Here is a 14,790-nt window from a genome sequence, read left to right as displayed (position 1 = left end):
GGGCTGGGCCGGAGGCCGGACACGGCGGGCCGAACCGCGGCCCGCAGGACGGGCGCGCCGGCAGGCCCGGCCGCCGGGGGCGAGCCGCGGGCCGTCGGCCGGGCGGGCCCGCAGGGTCGCTGCCGGACCGCGGGCGGGAAAACCGGTGGCCCCGCCGGGAGGCGCACCGCAGGGTGGGGGCATGCACGACGTCCACGGCACTCCCGCGCGCCAGATCCGCGCGGCCCACACCGCCACCACGATCACCGTCTACCAGGCGTACGCCCCCTCCCTCGGCCTGCCCGCCGCCCGCGACGGCCGCTTCCCGCCCGCCTGGAAGCGGGAGCGGATGACGTGGGTGAAGCCCTCGTTCCTGTGGATGATGTACCGCTGCGGCTGGGCCGCGAAGGCCGGCCAGGAGACGGTCCTCGCCGTCGAGATCACCCGCGACGGCTTCGACCGGGCGCTGGCCGGCGCCTGCCTGTCCCACTACTCCCGCGGCGTCCACGCCGACCGGACGGCCTGGCGGCGGGCCCTGCGGGAGTCGTCGGCCCGGGTCCAGTGGGACCCGGAGCGGGACGTGCGGCTCGCCCCGCTCCCGTACCGCTCGCTCCAACTCGGGCTGTCCGGGCCCTCCTCCCGCGCGTACGCCGACGAGTGGACGGTGTCCATCCGCGACGTGACCCCGCTGGCCCGGGAGATCCGCGGCCTGCTGGGGGCCGGGGACGAGGCGGCCGCGCGGGCCCTGCTGCCCGCGGAGACCCCGTACCCTTCGGGGCCGCTGGAGCACCTGGGCGCGTAGGGGGTGTCCGGCCGGTCGTGGAGGAAGCGGAGAAGGCGGAGAGGGCGGAGAGGGCGGAGAAATCAGTCCCGGATGATCAGGACGATGAATCCCACGACGACGCCCAGCAGCAGGGCGAGCAGGGAGTAGCGGGGCCGGGACTCGCGCAGCACCGGGAGGTAGTGGTCGACGGCGAAGCGGCCCGGCCCGGTGAGGGTGAGGGCCACGACCGCGGCGAACAGCACCACTTCGAGTTCCACGCCCTTGGGCGGGAAGTAGGCGCCGAAGCCCCGGAGGTCGAGGATGTTGATGAAGATGCCGGTCAGGGCCGCTCCGGCGAGCGGGGTGAGCAGGCCGAGGGCGAGACCGAGGCCGCCCAGGGTCTCGGAGAGGCCGGCGATGACGGCCATGGCGTCCCCGGCGGGATAGCCCGCCATCGTGAAGCCCTTGCCGGTCGCGGTGAGGCCCGGGCCGCCGTACCAGCCGAAGAGCTTCATCGCGCCGTGGCCGGCCATGCTGAGGCCGACGACGAGCCGGAGCAGGAGCAGGCCGGTGTCGTGGGTGAGGGTGGTGGCGGGAGCCGAGGAGGTGCTGAAGAACGTGCGGTCCCAGCTTGTCTGCGTCATGAGGGTCCGTTCCGAGATCGCCTGGCAGCGACGGCCACCGTACGACGCCCGCCGCGCCGACCCCTCCGCAACATCGGCGTCCGCCCCATCGACCGCTGCCGTCTACCCGTTCGGCCGTAGAACACCCGCCCGCTCCGCCAGGGCCAGCAGCTTGTCCACCGGCCACTGGTCGTCCGCGTGGACCCCGTACCCGGCGGCCGCCACGCGTCCGTCCGGTGCGATCAGGAAGTCGGCGGGCAGCCCCAGGCGCCCGCCGTCCTGGACGAGCGTCGGAGGCTTCGCCCGGCCGCGGAAGATGTCGAGCGTGCCGAGGGCGATGGCCCGCCAGGCGCGCGCGGCCAGCAGGGCGCGGTAGGACGACTCGACGCCGAACTCCGCGTACAGCTGCTTGCGGGGGTCCGCGATCACCGCGAAGGGCAGGTCGGCCACGTGCTCGCGCAGTTCGTCGGCGCCGGAGTGGAAGACCACGACCTCCCGGATCCCGGCGGCCGCTATCTCGTCGTGCCGCCGCACCACCGAGCGCAGGTGCAGATGGCAGACGGGGCAGCCGGCGAAGCGGCGGAACTGGAGGTGGACGAGGTGTCCGGGGTCGGGGACGGCGACGGGCGCACCGTCCGCGACGGCGGTGAGGGTGCGGGGACGGACGGTGGAACCGGTAGTCAGCTGCACTGAGGTCTCCCCTGTAAGCGTATGACGTACACCAACAGCGTAAGCGTATGCCGTACGCTGTCAACCGCCATGCCACGACCCCGCGCGCACACCCCGGCCCGACTGGCCGCCGCAGCCCTCGCCGTGATCGACCGCGACGGCCTCCCCGGCCTGTCCATGCGCGCCGTCGCCGTCGAACTCGGCATCAGCACCATGGCCCTCTACCGGTACGTCGAGGACCGCGACGCACTCGAGGCGCTCGTCGTCGAGCTGGCCCTCAGCACCCTCGACAGCACCCCGCCGCCCGCCGGACCCTGGCCCGGCCGGGTCACCGCGCTCGTCCGGCGGCTCCGCACGACGGTCGGCGCCCATCCCGCCGTACTGCCGCTCACCCTGACCCACCGCCACCGGTCACCGAGCGTGCTCCGCTGGGCGGAGACCCTGCTCGGGGTGCTCACCGAGGCGGGTCTCGGCGCCGAGGAGCGGGTCGTCGCCCTCCGGGCCCTGCTCGCGTACGTGATCGGCGCGGTCCAGCAGGAGCACCTCGGCGCCCTCGCCGGGCCGGGCACCGCGGCCATCGCCTCCCTCCCGGCGGAGGAGTACCCGCACCTGGCCGGCACCGCCGAGACGGCCCGCGCCCTCACCCCGGCCGCCGAGTTCGACGGCGGCCTGACCCTCCTCCTGAACGGCCTGCGCCGCCCCTGAGCCCCGCCCGCCCCGCCCGCCCCGAAGCCCCGGGGCACTGCCGGGCCCTCCGAGCGCCGTGTTCCCGAACATTCGGCAGTACGGCACACTGGAGGTTTGGCCTGAATGAAACGGGGCGCTGCGTGTGAATGGTCCACTGATCGTCCAGAGCGACAAGACACTCCTTCTCGAGGTCGACCACGAGCTGGCCGGCGCCGCGCGCCGGGCCATCGCTCCCTTCGCCGAGCTGGAGCGGGCTCCCGAGCACATCCACACCTACCGGATCACCCCGCTCGGCCTGTGGAACGCCCGGGCCGCCGGGCACGACGCCGAGCAGGTCGTCGACGCGCTCGTCGAGTTCTCCCGCTACCCCGTCCCGCACGCGCTGCTGGTCGACGTCGCCGAGACCATGGCGCGCTACGGGCGCCTCACCCTCTCCAAGCACCCCGTGCACGGGCTGGTCCTGACCAGCACCGACCGGCCCGTGCTGGAGGAGATCCTGCGGTCCAAGAAGGTCGCCCCGCTCGTCGGGGCCCGGCTCGACGCCGACAGCGTGGCCGTGCACCCCTCCGAGCGCGGGCAGATCAAGCAGACGCTGCTCAAGCTGGGCTGGCCCGCCGAGGACCTCGCCGGGTACGTCGACGGCGAAGCGCACCCGATCGAGCTGGACGAGGACGGCTGGGCCCTGCGCCCGTACCAGCAGCAGGCCGTCGAGGGCTTCTGGCACGGCGGCTCCGGTGTCGTGGTGCTGCCCTGCGGCGCCGGCAAGACGCTGGTCGGCGCAGGAGCCATGGCGATGGCCAAGGCGACCACGCTGATCCTGGTCACGAACACCGTCTCGGCCCGTCAGTGGAAGCACGAGCTGGTCAAGCGGACTTCGCTGACGGAGGAGGAGATCGGCGAGTACTCCGGCACCCGCAAGGAGATCCGGCCCGTCACGATCGCCACGTACCAGGTCCTCACGACCAAGCGGAAGGGCATCTACCCGCACCTGGAGCTCTTCGACTCCCGGGACTGGGGCCTGATCGTCTACGACGAGGTGCACCTGCTGCCCGCGCCGGTCTTCAAGTTCACCGCCGACCTCCAGGCGCGGCGTCGGCTCGGCCTGACCGCCACGCTCGTGCGCGAGGACGGCCGCGAGTCGGACGTCTTCTCCCTCATCGGGCCGAAGCGGTTCGACGCGCCGTGGAAGGAGATCGAGGCGCAGGGCTACATCGCGCCCGCCGACTGCGTCGAGGTACGGGTGAACCTGACGGAGGCGGAGCGGCTCGCGTACGCGACCGCCGAGACCGAGGAGAAGTACCGCTTCTGCGCGACGACCGCGACGAAGCGGAAGGTCACCGAGGCGCTGGTGCGCAAGCACAAGGGCGAGCAGACCCTGGTCATCGGCCAGTACATCGACCAGCTCGACGAGCTGGGCGAGCACTTGGACGCGCCCGTCATCAAGGGCGAGACCTCGAACGCGCAGCGCGAGAAGCTCTTCAACGCCTTCCGCGAGGGCGAGATCAGCGTGCTGGTCGTCTCGAAGGTCGCCAACTTCTCCATCGACCTGCCCGAGGCGACCGTCGCCATCCAGGTGTCGGGCACCTTCGGCTCCCGTCAGGAGGAGGCCCAGCGCCTCGGCCGGGTGCTGCGTCCGAAGGCGGACGGCCACGAGGCGCGGTTCTACTCGGTCGTCGCCCGCGACACCGTCGACCAGGACTTCGCGGCGCACCGGCAGCGCTTCCTTGCGGAACAGGGCTACGCCTACCGGATCATGGACGCGGACGAGATCCTGGCGAGCGACTGACCGCACGGCCGGCCACCCCGGTCCCGGGGAGCGCGGCGGACCGCCTCGGCACGGGTACGGACACCCGGGCCGGGTCGGTCAGGTGGGTCAGGTCGGTCAGGTCGGTCAGGTCGTCCGGATCGGCCCCGTCCGCCCGGCCGCGTACGGCGGCGATCAGGGCGGTCAGCAGCGGGACGCACCAGACCCACGGCGGCTGGGCCCGGCCCGGCACCGACAGCAGGGCCCAGCCCGCCGCCGGCAGGTGACGGGGGTCCAGAACGCGTCGGAGGCCTCCGGGAGGACCAGCAGGCCCAGCAGGGCGGTACCGGCCAGGGCGGCCGCCGCCGTCACGCGCGTGACCCCAGTGGATCAGCGGCGCGCAGCATGCCCGGCCCGTTCCCGGCCCCCGCCCCGCCGCCCGCACGGCCCTACGGCCCTACGGCGCGCGGCCGCGCCGCCAGCAGGCGCGTGCCGCCAGCCGGCGGCCGTGCCGTCAGCGGCGTATGACGCCCGCGTCCTCGGCGTACTCGCCCAGGACGACGACGCTCACGGCGGTCGCCGCGAAGACCTTCGCGGCGCGCAGCACGCCGCCCAGGCTGTGCCGGGGACGGAAGTCGGAAGTAGCGGTGGCGCCGCTCGGGCGGCCGCCCTGGATCGGGGTGAAGGTTGCGGTGCTCATGTATCCATGGTGCGTTTCCGGCGCGGATTCCACATCGGCCTGCGGACGGAATCCCGGGGCCCCGGCATCCTCCTCCCGGCCCATGCCTCCCCCTGAAGGCTCTGTCCGGGGTATGACACTCCCCGGTACCACACCCGTACGGAGGTCCCGCCCCGAGGCACTTCCGGTCCCCCTAATCCGTTCGCACCGGATCCCGCCCCTCGCTAGAATCTCCGCTCTTGCCGCCTCCCGCCGCCTCACCGGGGAGAGCCGCCCGCCGCACGGAAACCGGCGGGCTTCCGTTCGCACCCAGCAGCTGGAGGCAGTCCCGTGCCCGCGCACGCGCCCGCATCAGACCCGCACGCCCCCGCACCGTCGGACCCGCTCGCCCGCGAACGGTCCCACCTCGCCGCGTCCCGCTCCGCGCTCCGCGCGATGCGCGAGGACGCCGAGGCCCTCGACATCCGCGACGTCACCGCGAACTGGGTCAACGCGATCGTCCTCCAGGCCCAGATCGACGACCGCATCAAGTCCCTCGCCGACCTCTCCCACACCCCTCTGTTCTTCGGGCGGCTCAACTACCTGCACGCCCCGGGCGCGACCCTCGCCGAGGGCGCCGAGGGCGAGCAGTTCTACATCGGCCGCCGCCACGTCCACGACGCGGGCGGCGACCCGATGGTCATCGACTGGCGGGCGCCGGTCTCCCAGCCGTTCTACCGGGCCTCCAGGAAGGACCCCCAGGACGTCTCCCTGCGCCGCCGCTTCGGCTACACCGGCGGCGAGCTGACGGCGTACGAGGACGAGCACCTCTCCGACCCCGGCGAGGCGTCCGCCGTCAGCAAGCTGCTCCAGCAGGAGATCGAGCGGCCCCGCGTCGGCCCCATGCGGGACATCGTCGCGACGATCCAGCCCGAGCAGGACGAGATCGTCCGTTCCGGACTCTCCGGTTCCGTCTGCGTGCAGGGCGGGCCCGGTACCGGGAAGACGGCCGTCGGCCTGCACCGCGTCGCGTACCTCCTCTACGCCCACCGCGACCGCCTCGCCCGTACGGGCACGCTCGTCATCGGGCCGAACCGTTCCTTCCTGCACTACATCGAGCAGGTCCTCCCGGCGCTCGGCGAGCTGGAGGTCAAGCAGGCCACCGTCGACGACCTGGTCGCCCGCGACGGCCTGGAGGTACGCGCGCAGGACGCCGCCGCGACCGCCGTCGTCAAGGGCGACGCCCGGATGGCGGAGGTGCTGCGCCGCGCCCTGGGCTCGCACGTCACCGCGCCCGCCGAACCGCTGATGGTGGTCCGCGGCTCGCGCCGCTGGCGCGTGCCGGCGTACGAGCTGGCCGAGATGGTCGAGGAGCTCCAGAACCGCGACATCCGCTACGGCGCCGCCCGTGACGCGCTGCCGCAGCGGATCGCGCACGCGGTGCTCGTACGGATGGAGCAGGCGGGCGAGGCGCCCGACGACCGCGTCCAGGACGCGGTGGCGCGCGATCCCGCCGTCAAGGCGGCGGTGAAGCAGGCCTGGCCGCCGGTCGAACCGGCGAAGCTGGTCCTGCGGCTCCTCGCCGACCCGGACTTCCTGGCCGCCCACGCGGAGGGGGTCCTCACCGCGGACGAGCAGAAGCTGCTGCTGTGGCCCAAGCCCTTCCGGAGCGTGAAGTCGGCGAAGTGGTCGGCGGCGGACCTGGTCCTGATCGACGAGGCCGCCGACCTGGTGGAGCGGACGCACTCGCTGGGCCACGTCGTCCTCGACGAGGCCCAGGACCTGTCGCCGATGCAGTACCGGGCCGTGGGCCGGCGCTGCACGACGGGCTCCGCGACGGTCCTCGGCGACCTCGCGCAGGGCACCACCCCGTGGGCCACGCGCGGCTGGGACGAGGCCCTCACCCACCTCGGGAAGCCGCAGGCGGTGGTGGAGGAGCTGACGGCGGGCTTCCGCGTGCCGCGCGAGGTGATCGCGTACGCCTCCCGCCTGCTGCCGTCGATCTCCCCGGGCCTGGCCCCGGTCTCCTCGGTCCGCGAGACGCCCGGCTCGCTGCGGATCTCGGAGGTCGCCGATCCGGCGGCGGCCGCGGTCGCGGCCTGCCGGGAGGCGCTGGCGCACGAGGGCTCGACCGGCCTGATCGCGGCGGACGCCCGCGTCCCGGCGCTCGCGGAAGCCCTGCTGGCGGCGGGCCTGCCGTACCTGTCGCCGGGCGAGGAGACGACCGCCCAGTCGCGGCTGACGCTGGTGCCGGCGTCGCTGGCGAAGGGCCTGGAGTACGACTACGTGGTCCTGGACGAGCCGGCGGCCATCGTCGACGGGGAGCCCGACGAGCGGACGGGCCTGCGGCGGCTGTACGTCTGCCTCACGCGCGCCGTCTCGGGGCTGGCCCTCCTGCACTCGGCCCCGCTGCCGGCCGCCCTGGCCTGACCGGCACCGATACCGGAACGGGGCGGGGCGGGGCGGGCGCGGGTGGGGTGGGGCGCCGACGCCCCGGCCCCGCCCCGCCCGCCCCGTTCCGGGAGCGCCCCGGTTCGCGCGTTCGCGCCCTCAGTCCAGGGCCGTGCGCCACCGCGCCACCGCGGCCGCCGACACCGGGCGTCCCCACCCGTCGGGGCGCGCCGCCCCGCCGATGTGGAACGCGTCCACGCCGCCCTCGCGCAGCATCGGCAGGTGCGACAGCGCCAGGCCGCCGCCGACCAGGATCCGCGCCTCGTACCCGGGCTCGCCCCGGCGCGCCGCCTCGGCCAGCAGCACCGGCATGCCCTCGTCCACGCCGACCGCCGAGCCCGCCGTCAGGTAGGTGTCCGGTCCGGCGGGCACCGGCTCGGAGAGGGCCTTGCGCAGCTGGTCCCGGTCCGCCGCCCGGTCGATCGCCCGGTGGAAGGTCCAGCGGCAGCCGTCCAGCTCCGCCACCACGGCCTCGACGGCCGCCAGGTCGGGAGTCCCGTCGGGGTTCAGGAAACCGAGCACGAACTCGTTCGCGCCTTCCGCCCGCAGCTCCCGCGCGGCCGTCAGCAAGACCTCGGCGTCGCCCGCCGCGAACCCGTCCGTCGTGCGCAGCATCACGCGCAGCGGGATGTCGACCGCGGCCCTGATCGCGGCGAAGGTCTCGCGCGGCGGGGTGAGCCCGTCGGCGGCCATGTCGGTGACCAGTTCGAGTCGGTCCGCCCCACCGGCCTGGGCCGCGACCGCGTCCTCCGCGTCGAGGGCGATCACCTCCAGGAGCGCACGGTTGCTCATTCGATCCATCCTTCGGAAAACTGCTCGGGTGACCCGACGGCCCGATCGGGGCACATGCGGGCAGAGTGGAAAATAGGTCTAGTCCAATATTGAGGGTACGGGCCCGCTCCCGGCACCACCAGCACAATCACGCCACCCCCACAATGTGCGCATGGACACAGGCACCCCGCACACCGACACGGCCGCCCTCCGCGCCCGCTGGCGGGCGACCACCGCCGCCGCCGGAGCCCCCGCCGACCGCGACCCCGCCCCGTACGCCGACCGGCTCCTCGCCGCCTGGGCGGAGCCCCAGCGCAAGTACCACACCACCGCGCACCTGGCCGACGTCCTCGCGCGGATCGACGTACTGGCGCCGCACGCCGCCGACCCGGCCGCCGTCGAGCTCGCCGCCTGGTTCCACGACGCCGTCTACCGCCCCGACCGCTCCGAGAACGAGGAGCGCAGCGCCGCCATGGCCGAGCGCGCCCTCCCCGAGCTCGGCGTGGACCCGGCACGGACCGCCGAGGCGGCCCGGCTGGTCCGCCTCACCGTCACCCACGACCCCGCCCCCGGCGACACCAACGGCGAGGCGCTCTGCGACGCCGACCTGGCCGTCCTCGCGGGCGACGGCCCGGCGTACGCCGCCTACGCGGCCGCTGTCCGCGCCGAGTACGGGTTCGTCCCCGACGACACCTTCCGCGACGGGCGCGCGGCCGTCCTGCGCCAACTCCTGGACCTGCCCCGGCTCTTCCGCACCCCGTACGGGGCCGCGCACTGGGAGGCACCGGCCCGCGCCAACCTCGCCGCGGAACTCGCCGCGCTGACGGCCTGAGGCGGCGCGGCCGGGGCACCCGTTGCGCCGTGGATGTCACGCGGCCGACACACGAACGGGGAATTCGAGCACGTTCGCGATGGTTGGTGCCAGACATGCCCGTAGCAGCCTCACGCCCCCGCATGCCCGTCGCCGTCTACGTCCTCGGCCTGTCCGTCTTCGCACTCGGCACCAGCGAATTCATGCTCTCCGGGCTGCTGCCACCGATCGCCGAGGACATGGGCGTCACCATCCCGCAGGCGGGCCTGCTGATATCCGCCTTCGCGATCGGCATGGTCATCGGGGCGCCGCTGCTGGCCGTGGCCACCCTGCGCCTCCCCCGGCGCACCACCCTCGTCTCCCTCATCAGCCTCTTCGGCCTCGGGCAGGTCGCGGGTGCGCTGGCCCCCTCGTACGAGCTGCTCTTCGCCTCGCGCGTCGTCTCGGCCCTCGCCTGCGCGGGCTTCTGGGCCGTCGGCGCGGCCGTCGCCATCGCCATGGTCGACAAGGACCAGCGGGCCCGCGCCATGGCCGTCATGATCGGCGGCCTGTCCATCGCCAACGTCCTGGGCGTCCCCGCCGGCGCCTTCCTCGGCGAGCACCTCGGCTGGCGCTCCGCGTTCTGGTCGGTGGGCGCCGCCTCCGCGATCGCCCTGGCCGGCATCCTGGTGCTGATCCCGAAGATCCCGCTGCCCGCCGAGAAGCCGCGCCTGGGGCGCGAGCTGCGCATCTACCGCGACCGCCAGGTGTGGCTGGCCATCGGCATCACGGCCCTGGCCGCGGGCGGCGTCTTCTGCGCGTTCAGCTACCTCTCGCCGCTGCTGACGGACGTGGCCGGGCTGGACTCGCGGTGGGTCCCGTGGATCCTCGGCCTCTTCGGCCTCGGCGCGCTCGTCGGCACCACCATCGGCGGGCGGGTCGCCGACGCGCACCTGTTCGGCGTGATGCTCTGGGGCATCACCGCGTCGACCGTCTTCCTTGCCGCGCTCGCCCTGCTGGCCGGGACCGCGGCCGCGGCGGTCGCGCTGTCGTTCCTGCTCGGCTTCTCGGCCTTCTTCACCGCTCCGGCGCTCAACGCCCGCATGTTCAACGTGGCCGGCGCCGCCCCGACCCTGGCCGGCGCCACCACCACCGCCGCCTTCAACCTCGGCAACACCGGCGGCCCCTGGCTCGGCGGCACCGTGATCGACGCGGGCCTCGGCTTCTCCGCCACCGCCTGGGCGGGCGCCGCCATGACGGTCACCGCCATCGCCCTCACCGCCATCGCCCTGCGCCTGGACCGGCGCCGCCCGCACCCCGGCACGACCCGCGTAGTCGCCTCCTCCGAGTCTGCTCCCACCACAGCGTCTGTCAGCGCCTAGCACGGGGACCCGTCCGGGGTGCGCGGCCCGGGCGTCCGCGGTGGGAGCGACGGGCTCGGGCTCGGGGTCGGACACCTCGCCGACCCGGAGATCACCCTGTCCTGATCCCGGTCACGCGTCTCACGCAACCGTTCCACATAGCGCCTTCCGCGATCGGTCAGCTGCGCCCGGCGCGTACCACCGTCAGCGTCGTACCAGGTCAGTCCCAGGCCCAGCCGGTACTTCCCCAGGGCCCGGGACAGGGGTTCCACGGCATCGAAGAGTCCTGACCACTCACGGACGTCACTCTCCGCCTCCAGGGCTCTCAGCAGTTCGGTGAGGTACCCGTTGGCAGCGAAAGAAGGCACGTGAGGTCCTGTCCCGGTGCGAAAGAACGTCCTCGGCGTGGCCGGGAGGGCCAGTACGCGTCATCCTGCCGGTGCGGTCTCGGCGGCGTCGGCGCTTTCGAGAAGTCGATCCGCCGCCGACGCGCACGCCTGGCAGGTGCCCGGTTCCGGGCCGCGGAAGGCGTGGTCGCACGTCTCGCAGTTGTGGAGCGGGTGCCTGACGAGGTCCGCGGGTGCTTCCCGGACACTGAACGGCGGCATGGGCGGGAGCTGGGCGGCGAGCCGGTGGGCCAGGAGGGCGGCCGGGCGGTGCAGCGGCTCCGACGGCAGGTCGCTGGTCAGGGCGTGGTGTACGGCGCTCGGAGGCAGATCGCGCTCCAGCCAGGCCGCGACTCCGGGGGTGAGGTGCTCGACCTCCGTGGCGGAGAGCAGCAGGCGGGGATCCCCACGGCGGAGGCCGGCGAGGACCTCGACGGCGGACCGGAGGAGGTCAGGGGCGGGGTACGCGGGCTGCGGTACGGCCGGGAGGGCACGGCGCGGCGGCTCACCGTCCCGGCGGGCGGGGCGCTGGGGCTTCGGTTTCGACCTCGGCTCGTCCGTGGCGTGGGACCGGCCCGGCTGGTTGCAGGAGACGGTGCGGGTGACGACGCGGCCGCTGCTGGTGCGCTCGCAGGTGCGGCGCAGATAGCCGTGGGCCTCCAGTTCGCGCAGGGCGGCGGCGATCCGGGTCTTCCCCTCGGGGAAACGGGCGGCGAGGGTCCTGATGTCGATGAGCGCGCCGCCGGGAAGGGACTGGATGTGGACGCCCAGGCCGATGGCCAGCAGCGACAGCACGGCGTGCTGGGCGAGGTGGTTGCCGATCACCGTGAAGCGGCTGGTGTGGCGGGCGTTGTCGTGAATGATGCCGCCGGAGAGGGTGTACGCACGGGTGCGCCGGGACGGGTGGTTTTCCCCGCCGTTACGGGCCTGGGCGTGCGGGCGCACGTTAGTGTTCTGGGTATCCATCGGGAAGCCCTAACTTCCTTGGTGGTCAGGCCCTCGCCTTGGGATTGCCGTCCCGGCGGGGGCCGACTCATGTCAGCGGTGAGTTGGTATGTCGAGCTGAGCGTAGATCAGGCAACCCGTCCCGAAGCCAGCCAAGTTGGCGTTTTTCACTCAAGTGAGTGAGCGTGCACCATGGGCGGGAGGGGTGGGGTTTGGTGTGGTCCTTTTCCTCTCGTGTCTTGAGTCCTGGGATCGTCCCTGCCACCGGAGTCCCACCGGGTGGGCTCCGGTGCGCGATTGATATCCGCAGGTCAGCGGCGTGGCAGGTTGAGTTCGACCCATACGGTCTTCCGGGGGGCAGGACCGAGCCCGACGCCCCACCGGTCGGCGAGCGCCTCGACGAGGACCAGGCCGCGCCCGGAGCTGGCGTCGGGGGCCGCCGTCGAGAGGAGGGGGAGGTCCTCACCTCGGGTGTCCGTGACCTCGATGCGGAGCGCGTCGGTGCCGGCGAGGAGCGCGAGGCGGAAGCCCCGGCCGGACACCCGGCCGTGGGTCGCGGCGTTCGCGGCGAGCTCGGCGACGATCTGCTCGGCGGCCTGGGTCACGCGGTACGGCAGACCGAGCGTGCGCAGCCAGTCGACGGCGAGCAACCGGGCAAGCCGGGCGCCGCGTGGCGTAGGGGACAGCAGGACATCGAAGCAAGGGGCGGGCGAGGGGAGTTCGATGGTCTTCTTCTGGTTCACGTCACCGAGCGTGGCCGTCCGGGCCTACCGTGAACAGTGACGGAGCCGATGCGTACGGTGACTGTCCGGAGCTTGTCCACTGCTGTCCGGGCTGTCGGAACCCGTCTCACGGGTAAGGGCGTTGCGGCACGGAAGCGCGGACAGAGGGGTGCGGGCATGACGGTGGACGGCGAGACCGGGGTACGACGGCTCAAGAGCGAGGCGGACGAGCCGGGCTGGGAGGTGGACCCGGACGACGACTGGGGCGTGGCCGTCGTCGCCACCGTGGGACGGCAGTTGAGGCTGCGGCGGGAGGCGGTGGGGATGCGGGCCGCCGACTTCGGAGTGGCGGTCGGGTACGGCGAGGACATGGTCTACAAGATCGAGGGCGGGAAGCGGATCCCGGGCCAGGAGTACCTGGACAAGGCCGACGAGGTGTTGGGGGCGGGTGGGCTCGTCGCGGCGGCGTGGGAGGACGTGAAGAAGGTCCGGTATCCGAAGAAGGTTCGGGAGCTGGGGAAACTGGAGGCTCGGGCCGTCGAGATCGGCGTGTACGAGTGCAACATCATCGCGGGTTTGTTGCAGACGCCGGAGCATGCGCGGGGCGTAATCCAGGCGGCTCAGCCGCCGTACTCTCCGGGCGACGTGGAACGCATGGTGACTGCTCGCCTCGCTCGACAGTCGGTCTACGACCGTGATCCGGCCCCGTCCATCCACTTCGTGCTGGAAGAGGCACCGTTGCGCCGACGGGTGGGGGGCACAATGGTGTGGCGACGACAGCTCGAACGCCTACTGGAGACAGGGCGGTTGCACAACGTCACGCTTCAGGTCATGCCGACTGACACTGATGCCCATCCGGGGCTGGACGGCAGGATCGAGTTGCTGAAGTTCCCGGATGGCACGGCTGTTGGGCGCTCCGACGGGGCGTTCAATGGGCGGCCGACCACCGACCCGAAACAGCTTCGCGTCATCGAGCTGCAATATGGCACCATCCGGGCGCAGGCTCTCACGCCACGGGAGTCGCGGGCCTTCATCGAGCAACTGCTGGGAGAAACATGATCCGCAAGGCATCCGCCGGGGACGCCTCCGAACTGGCGTGGTTCAAGAGCAGCTACAGCGGCGGCACCAACGGCGAGTCATGCGTCGAGGTCGCTGCCGCCCCCGGCGCCGTACACGTCCGCGACTCCAAGTGCCTCGACGGCCCCCAGCTCGCGCTCACCCCGGGCGCGTGGGCGGGCTTCGTTTCGTACGCGGTGGGCAACTGACCTCCCCCGCCACACGCGCCCCGCACCTGGTTCCCATCGGGCGTGGGGCGCATGGTCGTTACGATCAGAACCACCTGCTCACTCATGACCCGTAGGGGTCAGTCGGCACCAGCCCGGCCGGTCTTCCGACGCCTCTCCTACAGCGGGCGGCCCTTCGGGCGGCGCAGGCCCGCCTCCGTGAGGCGGCGGACCAGCTCCTTGCTGCCGATCTCCACCGCGCCCGCGCCGACCGCGTCCGCGTACCGGTACGACGGCACGTCGTAGTGGTCGCGCTCGAAGGCCCGGGGCGGACAGCCCACGGCGGCCGCGAAGGCGTGCAGCTCCTCGTACGAGACGTCGCTGATCAGGTGCGACCACATGCGGCCGTGGCCCGGCCAGGTGGGCGGGTCGATGTACACCGTCACCGGCGCGTCACCGGCCCGGCCGCAGGACCGGGCCGAGGGCGCCCACCGCGGAGACCCTGACGCCCGCCTCCGGGCACACCCAGTGCGGATCGGGGCCCAGCTCCGGGTCCACGTCCAGCGCGTGCGGGTCACCGTGGCCGCAGACCGGGCACAGCGGCCAGCGGCCGTACTTCTCCAGCAGCGCGTCCTGCACGTCCTGGGCGACGAGCCCGGGAAGGAAGCCGGCTCCCTCGGGCCACTGCTCCACCCACCACCGGCGGTGCGTGACCGAGTCCTCCACGAGCGAGACGACATCGGCGTCGGCGACCTCGGCTGCGGCGAGGTCGGCGAGTACGAGGGCGCGGGCGACGTGCAGCGCCTGCTCCAGCGGGGGTGCGTGTTCCATGACCCCATTGTGAACCCGTGCGGACCCGGTGGCGAAGGTCCTTTCCAGGTCGTGACGTATGGCGCCTTGACCTCCGGGCTCCGCTGAAAATAGGTTTCAGACGTGAGCGAGAACGCGAAAGAAACTTTCAGACCGGACGCGCCCCCCACCCCGGCCGCCCCGGTTCCCCCCACCACCCCCGCACCCA

Annotated in this window: 16 protein-coding genes; 8 read left to right on the top strand and 8 right to left on the bottom strand. The window is 73.3% G+C overall.

Going from position 1 to position 14,790, the window contains the following annotated elements; translation table 11 throughout:
• Positions 1-181: 181 nt before the first annotated feature.
• The gene (locus OTB16_RS38445; protein WP_267727480.1) at positions 182-781 is read left to right on the top strand and encodes a DUF4291 domain-containing protein; all 600 of its coding nucleotides are present in this window, start codon (positions 182-184) and stop codon (positions 779-781) included.
• Positions 782-843: 62 nt separating this feature from the next.
• Here the strand turns inward: OTB16_RS38445 and OTB16_RS38440 are convergent, their stop codons facing one another.
• Complete coding sequence (locus OTB16_RS38440) at positions 844-1,386, bottom strand: DoxX family protein (RefSeq protein ID WP_267727478.1); 543 nt, start codon at positions 1,384-1,386, stop codon at positions 844-846.
• A gap of 102 nt (positions 1,387-1,488) precedes the next feature.
• A complete protein-coding gene (locus OTB16_RS38435; RefSeq protein WP_267727484.1) occupies positions 1,489-2,049 on the bottom strand; it encodes a peroxiredoxin-like family protein in 561 nt (186 codons plus the stop codon).
• A gap of 75 nt (positions 2,050-2,124) precedes the next feature.
• Between OTB16_RS38435 and OTB16_RS38430 the strand changes: the two genes are divergently transcribed.
• Complete coding sequence (locus OTB16_RS38430) at positions 2,125-2,739, top strand: TetR/AcrR family transcriptional regulator C-terminal domain-containing protein (RefSeq protein ID WP_267727476.1); 615 nt, start codon at positions 2,125-2,127, stop codon at positions 2,737-2,739.
• A gap of 124 nt (positions 2,740-2,863) precedes the next feature.
• Positions 2,864-4,507 carry a DNA repair helicase XPB gene (locus OTB16_RS38425; RefSeq protein ID WP_267727473.1) on the top strand — a complete coding sequence of 548 codons (1,644 nt, stop codon included), beginning with the start codon at positions 2,864-2,866 and terminating at the stop codon, positions 4,505-4,507.
• Positions 4,508-4,979: 472 nt separating this feature from the next.
• Here OTB16_RS38425 and OTB16_RS38420 read toward each other — a convergent pair whose 3' ends face one another.
• Positions 4,980-5,165 carry a hypothetical protein gene (locus tag OTB16_RS38420; protein ID WP_267727471.1) on the bottom strand — a complete coding sequence of 62 codons (186 nt, stop codon included), beginning with the start codon at positions 5,163-5,165 and terminating at the stop codon, positions 4,980-4,982.
• Between the two features lie 309 nt (positions 5,166-5,474).
• On the opposite strand from OTB16_RS38420, the gene OTB16_RS38415 reads away from it, so the two are divergent.
• Positions 5,475-7,553: a HelD family protein gene (locus OTB16_RS38415; protein ID WP_267727469.1), complete on the top strand. Its 2,079-nt coding sequence runs from the start codon at positions 5,475-5,477 to the stop codon at positions 7,551-7,553.
• 120 nt (positions 7,554-7,673) lie between these two features.
• Here OTB16_RS38415 and OTB16_RS38410 read toward each other — a convergent pair whose 3' ends face one another.
• A complete protein-coding gene (locus tag OTB16_RS38410; protein ID WP_267727467.1) occupies positions 7,674-8,366 on the bottom strand; it encodes a copper homeostasis protein CutC in 693 nt (230 codons plus the stop codon).
• Positions 8,367-8,517: 151 nt separating this feature from the next.
• On the opposite strand from OTB16_RS38410, the gene OTB16_RS38405 reads away from it, so the two are divergent.
• Positions 8,518-9,177, top strand: a complete 660-nt coding sequence (locus OTB16_RS38405) for an HD domain-containing protein (protein ID WP_267727464.1) — start codon at positions 8,518-8,520, stop codon at positions 9,175-9,177.
• A gap of 122 nt (positions 9,178-9,299) precedes the next feature.
• Complete coding sequence (locus tag OTB16_RS38400) at positions 9,300-10,517, top strand: Cmx/CmrA family chloramphenicol efflux MFS transporter (protein ID WP_267727482.1); 1,218 nt, start codon at positions 9,300-9,302, stop codon at positions 10,515-10,517.
• Between the two features lie 407 nt (positions 10,518-10,924).
• Here OTB16_RS38400 and OTB16_RS38395 read toward each other — a convergent pair whose 3' ends face one another.
• Positions 10,925-11,848: a helix-turn-helix domain-containing protein gene (locus OTB16_RS38395; protein ID WP_267727462.1), complete on the bottom strand. Its 924-nt coding sequence runs from the start codon at positions 11,846-11,848 to the stop codon at positions 10,925-10,927.
• Positions 11,849-12,138: 290 nt separating this feature from the next.
• A complete protein-coding gene (locus tag OTB16_RS38390; protein ID WP_267727460.1) occupies positions 12,139-12,570 on the bottom strand; it encodes an ATP-binding protein in 432 nt (143 codons plus the stop codon).
• 156 nt (positions 12,571-12,726) lie between these two features.
• Here OTB16_RS38390 and OTB16_RS38385 point away from each other — a divergent pair, with 156 nt between their 5' ends.
• Positions 12,727-13,608: a helix-turn-helix domain-containing protein gene (locus tag OTB16_RS38385; protein ID WP_267727458.1), complete on the top strand. Its 882-nt coding sequence runs from the start codon at positions 12,727-12,729 to the stop codon at positions 13,606-13,608.
• A complete protein-coding gene (locus OTB16_RS38380; protein WP_267727456.1) occupies positions 13,605-13,814 on the top strand; it encodes a DUF397 domain-containing protein in 210 nt (69 codons plus the stop codon). The genes OTB16_RS38385 and OTB16_RS38380 overlap by 4 nt, the downstream gene beginning before the upstream one ends.
• A gap of 137 nt (positions 13,815-13,951) precedes the next feature.
• Here the strand turns inward: OTB16_RS38380 and OTB16_RS38375 are convergent, their stop codons facing one another.
• Both OTB16_RS38375 and OTB16_RS38370 read right to left on the bottom strand, forming a co-directional pair.
• Entirely contained in the window at positions 13,952-14,218 is a 267-nt protein-coding gene (locus OTB16_RS38375; protein ID WP_267727454.1) for a DUF4031 domain-containing protein, read from the bottom strand.
• Positions 14,219-14,225: 7 nt separating this feature from the next.
• Positions 14,226-14,603, bottom strand: a complete 378-nt coding sequence (locus OTB16_RS38370) for a hypothetical protein (protein WP_267727453.1) — start codon at positions 14,601-14,603, stop codon at positions 14,226-14,228.
• Between the last annotated feature and the right edge of the window lie 187 nt (positions 14,604-14,790).

Source organism: Streptomyces antarcticus (genome assembly GCF_026627255.1).
GTDB classification, from domain to species: domain Bacteria; phylum Actinomycetota; class Actinomycetes; order Streptomycetales; family Streptomycetaceae; genus Streptomyces; species Streptomyces antarcticus.
This window is presented reverse-complemented; position numbering and strand designations above follow the sequence as displayed.